This is a genomic window from Colwellia sp. E2M01, from assembly GCF_018860585.1.
Lineage (GTDB): Bacteria > Pseudomonadota > Gammaproteobacteria > Enterobacterales > Alteromonadaceae > Colwellia.
Genome location: NZ_JAHKPR010000010.1, coordinates 202,798 through 219,256, shown reverse-complemented (window position 1 = coordinate 219,256; position 16,459 = coordinate 202,798). Strand labels below are relative to the sequence as shown.

Below are 16,459 nucleotides of genomic sequence, written 5' to 3'. Positions count from 1 at the left end.
TAATCAAATTGGTATAAACCTGTCTGATCCTCATATTTAACGCTATTTTTCATTTACACAACAGTTACACATTGGCTGTATAGTAAAAATTTGATAGGATCGCGACATATTTAGCGCATTAATACTTCAACCATTTAAAATCACTCTTTTAAGGATAAACATGAAATCTAAAATAGCTATTGCAGCACTTCTTTTATTACCTATATCAGGTCAATACGCCATGGCGGAAGAAGCAGCTACTGAAGAAAAGTCTTCAGTGACCGTTTCAGCCGAACTAGGTATGTTATATACCACCGGTAATACAAAAAGTGGCGATTTAAAACTTGGCTTAAACGTCAAACATGAAGAAGCTCAATGGTTAAATACCGTCGCATTTAGTGCCCTTGCTAAAAAAAGCGAACAAGAAAATGCTGCAACTGGCGAAGACGATTTTGAGACTACAGATAACCGTTGGGATATTACCGGTCAATCTAACTACTCTATTGAAGCAGACGGTAAAAACTATCTTTACGGTAGTGCTTACTATGAACAAGACAAATTTAGCGGTTTCAAATACCAAACATCTGCTTCAGTTGGTTGGGGTCGTCATTGGATAGACAACGAAACAAGTTCATTTTTTGCTGATATCGGTCCGGGTATCAAATACGATGTATTACGTGCAACTCCTACTACAGTAGAAGACAGCGAAACCGCTGCAATTATTCAAGCTCAAGCATTGTACACTAACCAAATCAATGACTTTGTAGAATTTAAACAGTACTTTGTTGCCAAGCAAGCATTAGAATCAGATAAAAATAGTACTTATAAATCTGAAACATCATTAACCACTAAGTTAATTGATTCATTACAATTTAAATTTGCTTTCCGTGTAGACTACGACACAGAAGTAGAGGAAGATTTTGAAAACACAAATACTGAAACATCAGCAACATTAATTTATAGCTTCTAATTTTATAGCTTCAAATGACTACTGTTCGATTACTTTATTTCAGCTTCAAATACTAATTTGAGCAAAGAAATAACCGACAGTGATTATAAAATCCCCGTATATTTGTTAAATCAATATACGGGGCTTTTTTTTGTTAAAGTAAACACCGATTAATTCCTGAATTTAAAGCCTTAACAATGGGCTTAACACTACAGAGTTATAAAACAATTCAGCTATATAACTTATGTCTAACTTATATCTAACTTACCAATTAATTTAATCATACTCATTTAGCCACACAACCAACATTCCTCATGACTTCCTTATTCTTAAAATGTATAATTAAATAAATCACCATTCACATTATGAATGAAATTTTTAGATATATTTGAATTCCAATTGGAGGTTCTCATCAATTTAAGTAAGCTTGCTTATTTTAATTCATATCTAGATCGTATTTACCAACAGAGTTGTCACCAATATGAATATTTCTAAAATCGATTTGAATTTACTCGTTTATTTGGATGTTTTATTACGAGAAAAAAATGTTACTCGTGCTGCAAGTCAACTAAATATTACCCAACCTGCAATGAGTAATGGTTTAAAACGTTTAAGAACCTTATTTAATGATCCTATATTAGTACGAACTTCTGATGGTATGGTACCAACAGAGCGAGCTCGCTCACTAGCGCCAAGTATTGGCAAAATATTACTTGAGTTAGAAAAAGCATTACAAGGTGAGGAAGAGTTTAACGAATTAAATAGTCATCGTGTTTTTAGAGTAATGGCTAGCGATTATGCCGCATCAACATTGATTCCTACCTTATTAAAAGCAATTAATAAAGTTGCGCCAAATGTCACCTTAGACATAATGACCCCAAGCGATGTTACATTTCATGATGTTGAAGCCGGTAAAATTGACATGGCGATCAACCGCTTTGATGAGCTTCCACAATCATTTCATCAAAAAACCATATGGCGAGATACTTTCTCTTGTTTATTAAGTGCCGATAGCCCATTAATTAAAAAATTTAATTTAAATGCTTACTTAAATGCAAAGCACGTTTGGGTATCAAAAACGGGCTTTGGCGTCGGTGTCGGTATGGATCCTAAAGACTTTCAAAAGCTGGGTTGGGTTGATGAAGCACTGGCTCGTTTAGGCAAAAAGCGAGACATAAAAGTCTTTACGCGTAATTATCATGTCGCTATGCAAATAGCCTATGAAGATGATCTAATTGCAACTTTACCCACTAAAGCGGCGCTTTTACACAGAAATGACAACAATTACACCATCATGAAGCCGCCTTTTGATATTCCAGGTATAGAGTTAAAAATGATCTGGAGCCCTTTACTTCATCATGATTCTAGCCATATTTGGTTTAGACAATTAGTTGTTGCCGCTGCAGAAAAATGTCAGGAGAACATGTAAGCTGTTATGACCCATGTGCTTTATACCCTTTTTGCCATTAGTATAAGTTTACTGCTCGGTAAGCTTACTAATCATTATTTAGCGGGCTTACCTGCAAGCTTATACGGCATGATTATTTATGCTTTATTTTTACAGATTAATTGGTTTAGCGCAGATAAAGTGGCGAAAACAAACCAATGGTTTATTCGACATATGGGGGTTTGCTTTGTTCCTGCTGCTATTGGCATAATCAATCATTTTCAATTACTTCAGCAGCACGGTATCGCATTAATAGGTATTATTTTGGGTACCACTTTTATTTTAATAACCGTAATTGGTTTACTGAGTGAACGCTTTTTAGTTAAACCGTATTATCAAAAAAAACCTCTAACATCAGGGGGCAAAAATGATTGATAGCTTTCTTATCAACTCCCCAATATTAGCGGGTATACTAGTTACATTTATTACTATATCTGTTTATCAATTTGCTGCTGGTTTACAACAAAAGTGGTTATCAATATGGTTAAATCCCATGTTAATCACTATTTTAATATTGGTACCTGTATTACTCTGGCTTGATATTAATTATCAAGAGTATAGCCAAGCGACTTACTTTTTAAATATGATGCTAGAACCTGCTATTGTGGCGTTAGGTTATCCGCTTTATCAACAATTTAAACAAATACGTTTTCATTGGCGTGAGATAACCTCAATTTTAGCACTAGGTGTTATTGTAGTGATCAGCATTAGTTTCTTTTTTGCTATGTTATTGATTAAAGCACCTGAAATAGCCATAGCGTTATCATTAAAATCAGTAACAACACCAATAGGCATCACCTTAACAGATCAACTTTCTGGTGATAGTTCAATCACTGCATTTGCCATTATGCTTGCCGGTTTATTTGGCGGATTACTTGGTCCTACTTGGCTGAATTTTATTGGTGTAAGATCAGCAAAATCACAAGGTTTGGCTATTGGCAGCGCTAGTCATGTAATAGGCACGGCTGTATTAGTACGAATTAGCGCAGAACATGGCGCATACAGTTCGGTTGCGTTAATTATATCGGCTTTACTTACCGCTTTAATAAGCCCTTGGTTAGTACCGTTGTTACAACAAATATTAATTTAAATGTACATAAACTAACCACAGCATTACTTGATATTCTCGATATTAAGTATTCAAAACAGTATAATTACCCGTGTTTTGAAGTATGATAATGAATTACAATGTCCAAAGAATAGTTGGCATAATTTTGTTAAGCTAGCTAGAGTAACGTCTTTAAGAAACTCTATACAATAAAGACATCAACAAAAATATAAAGGTACACCTGTGAGCGAAAAGTTAGACTTAAACGAAATCCGCAAAGAAATAACGCTTTTAGATCAAGATTTATTAGCCTTGTTTGCCAAACGCCGTGCGTTAACACTTAATGTAGCAAAGAGTAAAGTTCAGCAAATTCGCCCTATTCGTGATCAGCAACGTGAACAAGAGCTATTGATCCGTTTAATTAAACACGGTAAAACACTCGGTTTAGACGCTCATTATGTTACCAGTGTATTTCAAACAATTATCGAAGACTCGGTATTAAATCAACAAGCTTATTTACAAAGTTTAGCTAACCCAAATCTACAAGTGCCAACGGTAAGTGTTGCTTTTTTAGGTGATAAAGGCTCATACAGTTATCTAGCAAGTCATCGTTATTTTTCGCGTCGCGCAGAAAAAATCATTGAATCAGGTTGTCAAAATTTCTCCGATATTTTTCAGCAAGTTGAATCAGGCCAAGTTGATTACGGTATGCTGCCAGTAGAAAACACAAGCTCAGGTAGTATTAACGAGGTTTACGACTTACTACAACATACCAATTTATCCATTGTTGGTGAAATAACTCAACCGATAAAGCACTGTTTATTAACCGCGGTTAATTCAAGCTTAGATAAAATTAAAACTATTTTTGCGCATGGTCAGCCTATTGCCCAATGTAGTAACTTTTTAGACAAGCAAAGCGGTATCCGTATTGAATATTGTGATAGTACCGCTGATGCTATGGCAAGAGTTACTGAGTTGCAAGATGAAACAGTTGCGGTAATAGGTAGTGAAGAAGGCGGACATTTATATAAACTACATGCGTTAGAACAGTCTATAGCCAATCAAACCGAAAACCACTCTCGCTTTATTCTGGTAGCAAGAAAACCCGTTGAAGTAGCTGAGCAAATTCCAGCTAAAACCGCGATTATTTTATCAACCGGTCAAAAAGCGGGCGCTTTAGTTGAATGCTTATTAGTACTAAAAGACAAAGGTATTAATATGTGCAAACTTGAGTCTCGTCCAATTCAAGGACGTCCTTGGGAAGAGATGTTTTATATCGACGTAGAAGCTAATTTAAAAGGTTTTGCGTTACAAGAAGCTATTAGTGACATTACTCCTCATACTAACTTCATTAAAGTATTAGGTTGCTATCCTATTGAGCATATAAACCCAACTAGTGTGCCAAGTACTGAGTTATAAGTTAATAATATGATATTAGTAATATATAGTGTAATACTGACTCTATATATTACTTTATTACTCTAGCGAGAACTTATATAAAATGTTATAAAGTCTAGATAAGTGATATAACTGGCTAAATAACATGCATAAAAAACCTGTACACACCTCATCATCAAACAATAAATTTAAAACTATCCCTTCATCTGTAAGCTTCATAAGTCACAGACATCATTTCCTTAAACAAGCAGACATTATAAAAAATAAAGTTATTGGTTTTTCATTAATTGAATTAATGATAACCATAACTATAGCTGGCATTGCTCTAGCTATTGCATTACCAAGTTTAGGGGGGTTTTTAGCGCAAATGAGAGTTGATAATGAAGTTGTTAGTTTACAACGCTTATTGCTAACAGCACGTAATACTGCCATTAATACAGGCGCGAATGTTGAGGTATGTCCATTAAAAAATGATGACACCTGTAATGACGTGAATGATTGGACAGGTAGAATTGGTGTTGTATCGTCTATAAATGGAGATGACTTAATAAAAGAAAAGGAAGCTATAAAAACCGGTGATAAGCTTCAATTTACGTCTACGAGTAATAGTATAACTTATTCTCCCAGTGGCCAGTTAATTAATACTGTTATAGGTACCTTTAATTATTGTCCTAAAAGTTATGATGATTACTCTAGAGGAATAGACTTATCACTTGCAGGAAGAACTTACCTTAGCACAGACGTAAATGGCGATGGTAAAGATCAAGATCGTGCAGGAAAAAACATTGTATGTAATTAATATAATTATTATTGAAATGGCTAAGAGTATGTACCGAATATTAATATCAAAGTAATATATTAATATTCGGCTTTTGAATATGTAACTATCTTGGTAATTTTTTATCCAGTTGTTTCGCACTAAAGGCTGTAAATTTTTCACTCTCTAAAGCACATTCATTCACCTTAGAAATTTTTACTTCTTTATTCGAACTATGTGGAGTTACATATTTTCCAACAGCAGACTCTTTCAATATTGAATACTCTTCAGGTGAAAGCCTCCACAACGATATAGTTTCATTACCATCAATCAAAGTTACATGACACTTTACACTTAATCTTTCGCTTGAATTGCTCTTTTTATCTTCATTATTTGGTGAAAAAGCAATAACGTTGAAGGAGCTAAAAGTTATTAAGACGACACATGATGTTAATATCATTAAATTTTTCATATCATAAATCCCAACAAGTTAATGGTGACTTACTTCCAGTATCAGTTAATGCAATAGCTATACAGCCTGCATCATTTTTTTTCTGAATACCTTGAGCATTAGCCGTCAATGTAAACGTACTTCCTACAACTACTGATGAAATTTTATAATGTTTACTCGGTGTTTCATAAACAGCCGACTTGCCAACATTTAAATTACTTAAATCTGCCGTATACGCTCTACTATCAACAAAAAACTGTTCCTGTAAATTAGCTATCCGTACAAGCTCTCTTAATGCTTCTGTTCTATTAGAGCTTGTAACATAGTCAGTATATGAAGGATAAGCAATCGAAGCCAAAATCCCGACAATTGCAACTGTAATCATTAACTCTATCAACGTAAAGCCTTTCATTGCTTTCCATTGAAAAGGAGGTTTAATTAAATTAATAGTATCCATCAATTACTCCTCAGTTACATACAGGTAAGTCCTGATCATCTGTGGATTAAAGTTCGCATCTATCATTTTTCGTCCTACTATTAAATTTCCATCTACTTCAAGTTCATCTGTATCCGGATCTTTTGTTTGTGTTACGACTAAGGTCGGAGAGCCTAAAAATTGTTCGCTAATAAAAGCGATTCGGTCATCTCTATTTTTAGAATCTTCGGAGGCCCAGTTATATTTGCTAGTTCCTAATGATAAATCGACTGCATACAACCAACCTTGTCCATTAGGTAAGTCACAACTGACAGATTGAACCCCTAATTCTGGTGGCGTGTAAGTAGTAAAGTAAACTATATTATTAATTACAATAGCCGAAGCAGTAGTTTTTTCTCCTGATTGCTCTAAGTCAATAAACCAGCCCGACTGTAAACTTACAGAGAGAGATAAGGCTTCTTTTTCTTGTGAAGTTAATGTTTCTTCAAATGGGTTATCAGTATAGTCGGCCAAATCATTTATAGTGATCGGAACTAATGGCATTGCTGGGGTACTAGTACTTGTAAACTGCTTTGTTCTAATATTTATATCCTTAATCATAAAGAATGTATCTTGAGTATCCTTACCTAAAGGGTCAGTCTTATCACCACTACCAATTAAAATAGCATCATAAGGAATTTCTTGTTGTACGATAATAGATTTATTATCTTCGCCTAATTGTTTCGTGTCTATTGTTTCTGTAATATAGGTACGAACGATGGAAGGCTCACTAAAAAATCGCCTGTCTTCTGAATCTGTAATTTCGCTCCCTAAACTAGCTAATCTAAAGACCGAAAATTCACTTATATCAGCACTAGGCATATCAACTCGCCAAAGGTTGCCCCCAGTATCACCAGCATAAAGGCGATCAACTAATCCATCAGAGTCACTGTCTAGTGTAGCAATACTTGCAGGAATACTATCAGTACCATCAAACTTAGTATTTCCATCAGGTGCTAAACTCCATTTTAAAACGCCGGTTTCGGCATCAACCATGTAAATAGCATTACCTACATCATCTATATCTCCAATAGTGTTTGCATCTTTGGATTCATCATAGCCCCCCCCAAAAATTAATACGGGCTTAGGCTCACCACTAACTATATTTAATTTAGAGTATGCTACTTTAGGTTGCGACCATGTTTGACCTAAATTAGTAAAGTCACCAGCTTCACTTTTACTACCACCAATGATTGTCCACATTACAGAAGGATTGTTAGGGTCAGAAACATCCATTGCATAATAATTACTACCCCCACGTCGATAACCAAAAAACAACCAAACTTTATCACCGTCACCGCGATCAACTTCACCATTACCATTATGATCGGTTATATGAGAAGTAATAGCTCCATCTACACCATATATTTTATCTGCCGATGTAAAGTTAGTTCGTAATCCTTTAATATTAGAGAGAAATTCTTTAGGCATAAAAGCCCAGGTTTCCTCAATAGAATTATTAAGATCGTCATCCTTAAACATATGAACGACGCCATGATTTGTACCAACCACAATATAAACATTATCATCACCATAATTAATAACTATAGGTTTAGAATGTAAGGGGTCACCAAAAATATCACTTCTATTTTCACCAGTAGTAATATTATCGCCATCTTCATCATCAACATCTTTACCATTAACCCAATCTAAAACTTCTTTAATGGTAGATTCATCATTATTTACATCTAACGCTAATGCTAACGATGAAGGAGTTTTAAAAACATAACTACTTGTTGCATCACTGTATTTTAAATCAACTAAACCATTATTAGCGCCTAAGTCACTTTTAATGACTCGATTTTTCATTTCTCTCAACGTTTCAGCAACGCCACCTTGCTCTACATCATCACCATCAACAGTGCTAGACCAATAACTTTGTACTTCACTTGAAAAGTGTCCTGATTCTGAGTTAATTGCAGCAATCTCATTAGCTCCAGTTTGTACGCCATCTATGATTTTATATTTTTTTAAATTCCCTTGCCACCTAGGCCCTCTGTCTGGCTTGAACATAGCATAATACACAGAATCTAAAGTTTGCGTTCTATCAAAGTTATTAGAAGCTACAGATGCAGAAGTCAATGTTTCATTACTTGGCTGTAGGTTAGCTAATACGTTAGTTAAAGCTGCAGTTAATGTGGCGCTATCTTCTGCAAAATAATACTGCCCACCTCCCCTTTTAGCTGTTTCTTTTAGTAATGACTCTGCATCTTCAGCCCCTTTACTAAAACCAATAGTATAAGTTGAAGCTGTTTGTCTTCCATCAAGACTTAGGTTTATATCATTAGTATTCATCCAACCCGCCATTGCAGGTAAATAACTTCTATTATTCTTTTTCCATTCAAATTTATCACTATATGTTATCGGAGTCAGACTACCTGCTGTTCTTGTTTTAACTTTCTCATCTGCATCACCATCACTAACTGGAACTCCATCGGTGAGGTAGATCACATAAACCTTATCTGAACATGAAGTAAATGGACTTATATACACCCCTCCATCTTCTACACTAGTATCTCTAAGGGGTTTTTCATTATAGTAGCTTCCAGAGTAATCATTATCACCGTAATCAACAGAAATACCACCAAAATAACGACTAGCTTCATAAAGTGTTTCACATAAAGGCGTATTAGTATCGCTACCTATCTCATCCTCTATTTTTGTTAATAAATCATTGATTGAGTTAGTTGTTGAAGCTTCTATGCCACGAGCAATACGTCCTCCACTGTTTTTTGAGTCAACATTACGGTTAAAAACCTGTAATCCAAAATCAATATTAGGCGTTGTTCTAATTAGTGTTGTGACACTTTCTTTAGCTACTGCAAGACGTTCTCTTTTCTTCGTTTCAATATTCTCATTCTGTTGCCAGCGTAAGTAATTAGCGCTATATAGCGTTACATAAGGACCACTCCATGAAACATTTGAGTCTTCAGGTACTGATGTATGTAATTGAGGTAAAGTTTTTGTTCCTTCTCCGTCAATAGGTAATCCGCTTTGAGGGGTTGGTAAGTTGGTAACAGTATTACCAAGAGTACTGACTTTCATTTTTGCATTATTAAGATTATTTGTTGTTACATCATCTTCACAATCTATAACTTGTATACTTTCACCGGATTCTTCTGGAATCTCAGTCCATCGCCCTGAATTACCCTGAAATGTGTACTCACGAATTCGGCCGGTATAAAGACCATAGTTTTTTAAAGAATCTACTGCTGTTTGACAGCCATTAATAGCACTTAAAAAACGACGCGTTTCTGTTGGACTATCTGGAATAGGTACATCAACAGCTGAATCACCTTTACCATAATAAATATAATCATCACTAAGCTTACTGTAACCTGTTAGAGCACTGTAATTATGTTTTGGATCATATGATGGTTTAAAGTTTTCTTTTGTAGACATGCTGCCTGAATTATCAAAAATCAAAAGAACTTTAGGGCGTGTTTGAGTCTGCTTAATACTCTCACTAATATAAAGGTCAATATCTTCAGCTAAGATAGACGCTGAAAAGAGAAGTATAAAGCTAACTATAATACTATAAAAAATCCCCCCCATATTATTAGTTGTATATTTGATTTCCGTTAACAAGTTCATGTGATTCTCCAAAATATTTTCAGGTAGGTGATCTTAAAATAGAATTTAAGCTCCAACGCCTGCTTTATTTTAATAATTGTTGTGCAATACCTGATTCAGTTGAAATATTACTTAAGCCTGTTCGGCCATAATCTCTATCAACTGTCACTCTTAAAAGGCTACACCCGAACTGTCCTACCGATGAGGCAGGTTTCATTCGAGGACAATCTTTATCTAAATTATATCCGTTCCTTACAACATCAACCCTAGCATTAGCTTGAGTGGAGGTTCCTGGTAATAAGACACCTTGGTTAACGATAGGGAAGTTATCCTCGCCGGTTACTGGCCGTGAAAATCGATTCTCAGCAGCTGTAACCTGATTAAAAATCACTTCATCTACCGCACTTATAACTTCTTGTAGTGCAATTGTTTTTTCTTCACTTGCCCCTGACATTTTCATATCAACTGTACTGTTTTGCATTAATGCTGCAGCAACAGCTGTTAACGCAACAAGAAAAACAAGTGATACAATTAAGACAACACCTTTTTGATTTCTTCTTGGAGAAGGAAAATTAAATATTTTTTTCATATATGTTCCTTTAAAATGCCTCTACAGTACTATTGTATAAAGTTACCGTGGTGCTAAAAAGTAAACGCCGATAGTTATCGTTAACCGTGTAAGAATAGTCTTTACCCAAGCGGTATGTATTAGTATTTGTATACTTATTATCTGCTACAGTACTTCGAGCTAAGACAAAAATTTTTACGGCGAGAATTCTTGTTCCCCATGCATTTTCCCATAATGATTGAGTCATATTTTCGGCAGAAACATACGCATTAACAATACCGTATCCAGGTGAGTTTGAATCAGTATCCGTATCTATTCCGTACATAAAACGAATTCTTTCAATTCCATCAATGATTGGGGAAAAATCCATACTAGAGTTAGCTAGCCTCCCTTGCATCAAAACAGGAATAGTATCTTTCCCAACAGTTCTTTCTCGTACATAGTAAACATGATGTTGATATTGCCATATTCGTGCGTTATTAATAATAGGGGTTGCATCGTCTGTTGTATAAATACCAGCATCATCAGTATTAGCAATAAAGTAAAAATCATCCGGTTGAGCAGCCACGACGGGGTTACCTATAACACGTTTCAATTGAAGAATGTCTGAATCAATCATCGTTTTTGTTCCTGCAGGGGAACTAAAACATCCTAAAGGATCTAATTTACCTGCGACAACAGTCTCTCCCCATAAAGTTCTAAATGGACCTATAGCTTTCGGGAATGTGCTATTATTAACTCCCCCTCCTACGCAATCATTTATAGGCGCTGCTGGTGTTATAATTAAGTGACTAGAACTCAACGTCCCAGAAAGGTCTCCCCAAAAGTTTTGTCTAAGTAAGTCCTCTGTTAGAATGTTGATAGCAAATCGTCCGTTTTCCTGTAGTTCTCCATAATTAGAAGTTTCAGCTGTGGTTGTTCGCATCCCAACAAAAATAGTCATTACACCAGCAAAAAGAATTAAGCCAACCGATAATGAAATCATTAACTCAACAATGGTAAAACCTTTTACTTTATAGTTTACAAACTTAATCTTTTGATTATTCATATTTAACTCATTACTATAAAACTTTAAATAATAAATGCTTGAACAACGACTTGACGTCTTTTGTTACCTTTAGTGCCACAATTATCACTTTTCTTATTATCATTAATTTCGTTTCTACCTTGCCAGCTAACAACCACAGTTAGAGCGTTACCATTTTGAAAAATACAACCTTGACCACCAACGAGACCACCTTTATTTTGTGACCCAAAAATAACATCTCCACCAACTAAAGAAAGCTCCCATTCATATATATCATTTGCTGCTAGCTCGACAGAATCACATGGGTTATCTTCTTTATGACACCGGTTATCAGGCTCATCGTCCAATATATCCCCATAATCACTTGCTGCGTATGCAGCTAAATCACCAGGATTATTAGCTCTAATACGAGCAATAATATCCTGTGCTAACCCTGAAGCTAAAGACCTTTGCATAGCATCAAAACTTGCTTGTTTTGCGGTAGCTTGCATAGCAACTGCACCTAAAATACCTGATACTATAATAACTACTGCTACTAACACTTCAAGAAATGTCATCCCCCGCTGATTACTCTTACTGCGAAATGGGATCGAATTATTATTCATGAAAACTCCACTTATTTATGATTGATGAGTAGGGCAAAAGAATTATGGGATAATAAAATTTCGCTACTTATATAATAAATAGAAATCATATGAACTAGCAAAAAAAAACGTACTATCAAAAATAATGTTACTAATTGAGAGTTACTCGATAAATATTGACGTGACGATTGAAGAGGAGAATATTTTTTCGTCAAAAAACTAAGATAGGTTAACCTTACCTTAAGCAGGTAATATTCATTTTTATTGTGTGTAAATTGCATCATTACTACCCCCACCATAAAGTCATATGGCTATTAATTAGTTATGCTGAAAAATACGCACAAGCCAACACAACTCATCAGAGTAGTTTAATATACTTCATTATTATTTTAATGTGTACAGCTACTACTCACGACCCTAGTGATATTATTTTATAATACCCTTAGTAATACAAATAAACCGACAACTGTACATTAACACTTTGATACATATAGTTGCAACAAATTGTTAACACTTAAAGTTGATTTACTTAACAGTAAACATTAGCGCAATTCTACAGGTACTGCAAATACGATATTTTCTTCTTTTCCTGGGTGTTCGGTAACCTCATGACCCCCATAGTTTTTTAGTGCTTCCACAACTTGTTTTATCAATACTGCCGGTGCAGATGCTCCTGCAGTAACTCCTACTTTATCAACACCTGTTAACCAAGTAGGTTCAATGTTGTCAGCAGTATCGATTAAGTATGAAGTAACGCCTATTTTACTGGCGAGTTCTTTTAAACGGTTGGAATTAGAGCTGTTTTTTGCACCTACTACTAACATAAGATCTACTTTATCAGCTATTTCACGTACCGCATCTTGTCTATTTTGTGTTGCATAGCAAATATCATCTTTACGGGGGCCTTCAATTAAAGGGAATTTAATACGAAGACTATCGATAACATCCATAGTGTCATCGACAGATAAGGTTGTTTGACTACAAAAATACAGCTTTTCGGGATTTTTAACGACTAATTTTTCTACATCTTCTGGTGATTCAACTAAGTAAATACCTGCTGACTCACTACTATACTGGCCCATAGTGCCTTCAACTTCTGGATGCCCAGCATGACCAATAAGAATACATTCAATATTTTTTCGGCTAATACGAGAGACTTCCATGTGCACTTTAGTGACTAATGGGCACGTAGCATCAAAAACTTTTAGCGCTCGGTCTTTCGCTTTTTCTCTAACGGCTTTAGATACCCCATGCGCACTAAAAATAACGGTATTATCGTCTGGCACTTCGTCGAGCTCGTCAACAAAAATGGCTCCACGCTCTTTTAAGCCATCAACCACAAACTTATTATGTACAACTTCATGACGAACATAGATAGGCGCGCCAAATAAATCTAAAGCACGTTCAACAATACTGATAGCTCGATCAACACCCGCACAAAAACCACGAGGGTTTGCTAAAATAATTTCCATACCTTTCCTTCAAATAAGCAATAAAATAAGCTGAATTGCATTATATCAATGAAATGAATTAATTATATATATTTTAATAAATGTTGTTTTGAAGAGGAATACTTAGTGACGGTATCACTTTCATTTAATCTAAAAACTGTAAATGTAAGCTTTTATTAACGCAAGATTAAAGAAGGTAGTTATAACTAAAAAAGGCGAGCTCTAGTATAAGCTCGCCTTTTTTAAGTTTATTATTTTTTAAGTTACAGTAAACCCAGCTTTTTAAACTCTTTTTGTACTACTGAACTTGGTAATGGAATATAACCGTCTTTTTCTACAATGCCCTGTCCTGACTTAGACAGCATTAATTTTATAAATTCAGCTTCCATTGGTGAAAGTGGTTTATTTGGGTGCTTGTTAACATATACATATAGGTAACGTGATAATGGGTAATCACCTGAAACAGCATTTTCCGTTGATGCTTCAATATATTTATCACCTTTTTTGGCTAGTGGTAAAGCACGTACTCCAGAAGTACGGTAACCTATACCTGAGTAACCTATACTGTTAAGTGATGCTGAAACAGATTGAACAACTGATGCTGATCCTGGTTGCTCGTTTACACTATTTTTAAAATCACCTTTACATAAAGCTTTTTTCTTATAGTATCCATAAGTACCTGATACTGAGTTGCGACCATATAACTGTATATCTTTGCCTGTCCACTCGCCTGTTAAGTTCAAATCACCCCAACGGTCAATATCTTTAGCTCCGCCACATTTGCGGTTTATTGAAAAAATTGCATCAACTTGTTCAATGTTTAATCCCTCTAGAGGATTGTCTTTATGAACAAATACAGCCAAGGCATCAATAGCAACTCTTACTGCTGTTGGTTTGTAGCCGTATCTTTTTTGAAATGCTTCAATTTCTCTCGATTTCATTTTTCGGCTCATAGGGCCTAGGTTAGAAGTAGCCTCAGTCAACGCTGGTGGCGCTGTAGATGAGCCAGCTGCTTGAATTTGTACATTAACATTAGGGTAAACACGTTTAAAATCTTCAGCCCAAAAGGTCATCATATTTGCTAAGGTATCAGAGCCTACCGAAGATACATTGCCAGAAATACCACTTACTTTTTTATATTCTGGTAAGTTTTCATCTAAGGCAAAAGCTGACGAGCTGATCATACTTGATAAACTAATCACGCTTGATAAACCGATTGAAGTTATAACTTTCTTAATACTCATGATGTTTCCTATAAGAGCTTGAATTATTTAATTGTGTACACTATACGAACTTAATATGACAATTATACGTCTTATTTATTACAGAATTATGACTAGAAGAAGCTATTGCCTACTGATTTATAACAATAAAAAACCAAGATAAGTCATTAATAATAAAGATAAAATATCGTATAAACACGCTATTTAATATATTAGAATAATTAACCCTGAGGCTTTGTGAGAGTACTAGGGTCAAAGTGAATGGAGAACTCACTTCCTTGTCCCCAGTGGCTGTTAATGATTAGTTCAGCTTGATGATGGTGTAATACATGCTTAACGATGGCAAGTCCTAAGCCGGATCCACCAGTGTCTCTTGAGCGCGAACGATCAATTCGATAAAAGCGCTCGGTTAAACGGTTTACATGTTCAGGTTTAATACCATCGCCATTATCTTTTACTGAAAAAACAGCTTTGTTGCCCATCATGCTCCAACTAACATCAATACAACCATTTGCAGGAGTATAAGCAATAGCGTTAGATAATAAATTAGCACAAGCGCTTTTTAATTCAGTTTCAAAACCCAAAACACAAAAATTTGTGGAAATAGTTAACTTTATTTGATGATTTTTCTCTTGGTTTAACCAGGTAACTTCATCAACTAAGGTCTGGATTAAATGCGGCATATTAACGCTTTGCTTATCCTCTGCACTATTATTTTCTACTTTCGCTAAGTTTAGTAATTGCTCGACCAAGCGATCCATACGAGAGACTTGCCCTTCTATCGTTTGAAATGCTTTTTGCCAAAGGGGATCAAATGCATCTTCTGACGCCTGAATCATTTCAACATAGCCGCGCACAACGGTTAATGGTGTTTTTAGTTCATGTGAAACATTTGCAACAAAGTCTCGTCGCATATTTTCTAAACGTTGAATATTAGAAATATCTCGAGCTAATAATAAAACATGATCACTACCATAAGCCATGATTCTAATTTCAAGGTGCATATCTGAATGCATAGGTGATATGAGTAAACATGGCGAATCAAAGTTTTCAATTGCTAAATAATCAGCAAACTCTGGCGCACGTAATAAGTTATCGATGCGTTGCCCATAATCATCAGGCCATCTAACACCTAATAAACGTTGCGCTTTTTTATTACTCCATTCAATAGTTAACTCGCGAGATAACATTAAAGCGGCGTCGGGTAGTGCTTCAGCACCATCGCGAAAACGGCGAATTTTTTCATTCAGTAATTTTTGCTTATTTCGTTGCTGTTTTATTTGATGATATAAGCCATCATATAAATAGCCCCATACACCTTCAGATTGAGGTGGAGAAAGGGACTTAGACTGCAACAGCCAAGTAATTAATTTATAAAGGTGATGGTAATTCCAAAGAAGTAATACAAGACTGGTGACTAACATGGTTAATAAAATATAACCAAATAGCCAACCAACTGTAGCGCTTGTTAGTAAAATAGCCAACAAGCGATAAATAATATGTTTTAGAGATAAACGAAAGTGCATGCT

General features: G+C 35.3%; 15 protein-coding genes. 6 read left to right on the top strand and 9 right to left on the bottom strand.

Going from position 1 to position 16,459, the window contains the following annotated elements; genetic code table 11:
• Positions 1 to 160: 160 nt before the first annotated feature.
• The 6 genes from KO502_RS01710 to KO502_RS01685 all read left to right on the top strand — a co-directional run bounded on the left by KO502_RS01710 (position 161) and on the right by KO502_RS01685 (position 5,620).
• A complete protein-coding gene (locus KO502_RS01710; protein WP_216020821.1) occupies positions 161 to 949 on the top strand; it encodes a DUF481 domain-containing protein in 789 nt (262 codons plus the stop codon).
• A 460-nt stretch (positions 950 to 1,409) separates the two neighbouring features.
• Positions 1,410 to 2,357: a LysR family transcriptional regulator gene (locus KO502_RS01705; RefSeq protein ID WP_216020820.1), complete on the top strand. Its 948-nt coding sequence runs from the start codon at positions 1,410 to 1,412 to the stop codon at positions 2,355 to 2,357.
• A 6-nt stretch (positions 2,358 to 2,363) separates the two neighbouring features.
• Positions 2,364 to 2,750, top strand: coding sequence for a CidA/LrgA family protein (locus KO502_RS01700; protein WP_216020819.1), 387 nt, complete (start codon positions 2,364 to 2,366; stop codon positions 2,748 to 2,750).
• Entirely contained in the window at positions 2,743 to 3,465 is a 723-nt protein-coding gene (locus KO502_RS01695) for an LrgB family protein (protein WP_216020818.1), read from the top strand. Before KO502_RS01700 ends, KO502_RS01695 begins: the two co-directional genes overlap by 8 nt.
• Before the next feature lie 201 nt (positions 3,466 to 3,666).
• Positions 3,667 to 4,842 carry a chorismate mutase gene (locus tag KO502_RS01690; RefSeq protein WP_216020817.1) on the top strand — a complete coding sequence of 392 codons (1,176 nt, stop codon included), beginning with the start codon at positions 3,667 to 3,669 and terminating at the stop codon, positions 4,840 to 4,842.
• 124 nt (positions 4,843 to 4,966) lie between these two features.
• On the top strand, positions 4,967 to 5,620 hold the full coding sequence (locus KO502_RS01685; RefSeq protein WP_216020816.1) for a GspH/FimT family pseudopilin: 654 nt from the start codon (positions 4,967 to 4,969) through the stop codon (positions 5,618 to 5,620).
• Between the two features lie 85 nt (positions 5,621 to 5,705).
• Here KO502_RS01685 and KO502_RS01680 read toward each other — a convergent pair whose 3' ends face one another.
• The 9 genes from KO502_RS01680 to phoR form a co-directional block, all read right to left on the bottom strand.
• Complete coding sequence (locus KO502_RS01680; RefSeq protein WP_216020815.1) at positions 5,706 to 6,050, bottom strand: TapY2 family type IVa secretion system protein; 345 nt, start codon at positions 6,048 to 6,050, stop codon at positions 5,706 to 5,708.
• 1 nt (position 6,051) lies between these two features.
• Complete coding sequence (locus KO502_RS01675) at positions 6,052 to 6,486, bottom strand: type IV pilin protein (RefSeq protein WP_289846761.1); 435 nt, start codon at positions 6,484 to 6,486, stop codon at positions 6,052 to 6,054.
• A 3-nt stretch (positions 6,487 to 6,489) separates the two neighbouring features.
• A complete protein-coding gene (locus KO502_RS01670; protein ID WP_216020814.1) occupies positions 6,490 to 10,098 on the bottom strand; it encodes a PilC/PilY family type IV pilus protein in 3,609 nt (1,202 codons plus the stop codon).
• Positions 10,099 to 10,162: 64 nt separating this feature from the next.
• On the bottom strand, positions 10,163 to 10,666 hold the full coding sequence (locus KO502_RS01665) for a PilX N-terminal domain-containing pilus assembly protein (protein ID WP_216020813.1): 504 nt from the start codon (positions 10,664 to 10,666) through the stop codon (positions 10,163 to 10,165).
• A 10-nt stretch (positions 10,667 to 10,676) separates the two neighbouring features.
• Positions 10,677 to 11,693, bottom strand: coding sequence for a PilW family protein (locus KO502_RS01660; protein WP_216020812.1), 1,017 nt, complete (start codon positions 11,691 to 11,693; stop codon positions 10,677 to 10,679).
• 23 nt (positions 11,694 to 11,716) lie between these two features.
• Positions 11,717 to 12,277: a type IV pilus modification protein PilV gene (gene pilV / locus KO502_RS01655; protein WP_216020811.1), complete on the bottom strand. Its 561-nt coding sequence runs from the start codon at positions 12,275 to 12,277 to the stop codon at positions 11,717 to 11,719.
• 521 nt (positions 12,278 to 12,798) lie between these two features.
• On the bottom strand, positions 12,799 to 13,728 hold the full coding sequence (gene ispH, locus KO502_RS01650; protein ID WP_216020810.1) for a 4-hydroxy-3-methylbut-2-enyl diphosphate reductase: 930 nt from the start codon (positions 13,726 to 13,728) through the stop codon (positions 12,799 to 12,801).
• A gap of 242 nt (positions 13,729 to 13,970) precedes the next feature.
• Positions 13,971 to 14,951 carry a phosphate ABC transporter substrate-binding protein PstS family protein gene (locus KO502_RS01645; RefSeq protein ID WP_216020809.1) on the bottom strand — a complete coding sequence of 327 codons (981 nt, stop codon included), beginning with the start codon at positions 14,949 to 14,951 and terminating at the stop codon, positions 13,971 to 13,973.
• Positions 14,952 to 15,151: 200 nt separating this feature from the next.
• A complete protein-coding gene (phoR, locus tag KO502_RS01640; protein WP_216020808.1) occupies positions 15,152 to 16,456 on the bottom strand; it encodes a phosphate regulon sensor histidine kinase PhoR in 1,305 nt (434 codons plus the stop codon).
• Between the last annotated feature and the right edge of the window lie 3 nt (positions 16,457 to 16,459).

Bases quoted from the DNA above. Each gene is read 5' to 3' on its own strand.
- KO502_RS01665 (WP_216020813.1), bottom strand. From the start codon at position 10,666: ATGAAAAAAATATTTAATTTTCCTTCTCCAAGAAGAAATCAAAAAGGT.
- phoR (WP_216020808.1), bottom strand. From the start codon at position 16,456: ATGCACTTTCGTTTATCTCTAAAACATATTATTTATCGCTTGTTGGCT.
- KO502_RS01700 (WP_216020819.1), top strand. From the start codon at position 2,364: ATGACCCATGTGCTTTATACCCTTTTTGCCATTAGTATAAGTTTACTG.
- KO502_RS01675 (WP_289846761.1), bottom strand. From the start codon at position 6,486: ATGGATACTATTAATTTAATTAAACCTCCTTTTCAATGGAAAGCAATG.
- KO502_RS01670 (WP_216020814.1), bottom strand. From the start codon at position 10,098: ATGAACTTGTTAACGGAAATCAAATATACAACTAATAATATGGGGGGG.
- KO502_RS01660 (WP_216020812.1), bottom strand. From the start codon at position 11,693: ATGAATAATCAAAAGATTAAGTTTGTAAACTATAAAGTAAAAGGTTTT.
- ispH (WP_216020810.1), bottom strand. From the start codon at position 13,728: ATGGAAATTATTTTAGCAAACCCTCGTGGTTTTTGTGCGGGTGTTGAT.
- KO502_RS01710 (WP_216020821.1), top strand. From the start codon at position 161: ATGAAATCTAAAATAGCTATTGCAGCACTTCTTTTATTACCTATATCA.
- KO502_RS01680 (WP_216020815.1), bottom strand. From the start codon at position 6,050: ATGAAAAATTTAATGATATTAACATCATGTGTCGTCTTAATAACTTTT.
- KO502_RS01695 (WP_216020818.1), top strand. From the start codon at position 2,743: ATGATTGATAGCTTTCTTATCAACTCCCCAATATTAGCGGGTATACTA.
- KO502_RS01645 (WP_216020809.1), bottom strand. From the start codon at position 14,951: ATGAGTATTAAGAAAGTTATAACTTCAATCGGTTTATCAAGCGTGATT.
- KO502_RS01705 (WP_216020820.1), top strand. From the start codon at position 1,410: ATGAATATTTCTAAAATCGATTTGAATTTACTCGTTTATTTGGATGTT.
- pilV (WP_216020811.1), bottom strand. From the start codon at position 12,277: ATGAATAATAATTCGATCCCATTTCGCAGTAAGAGTAATCAGCGGGGG.
- KO502_RS01685 (WP_216020816.1), top strand. From the start codon at position 4,967: ATGCATAAAAAACCTGTACACACCTCATCATCAAACAATAAATTTAAA.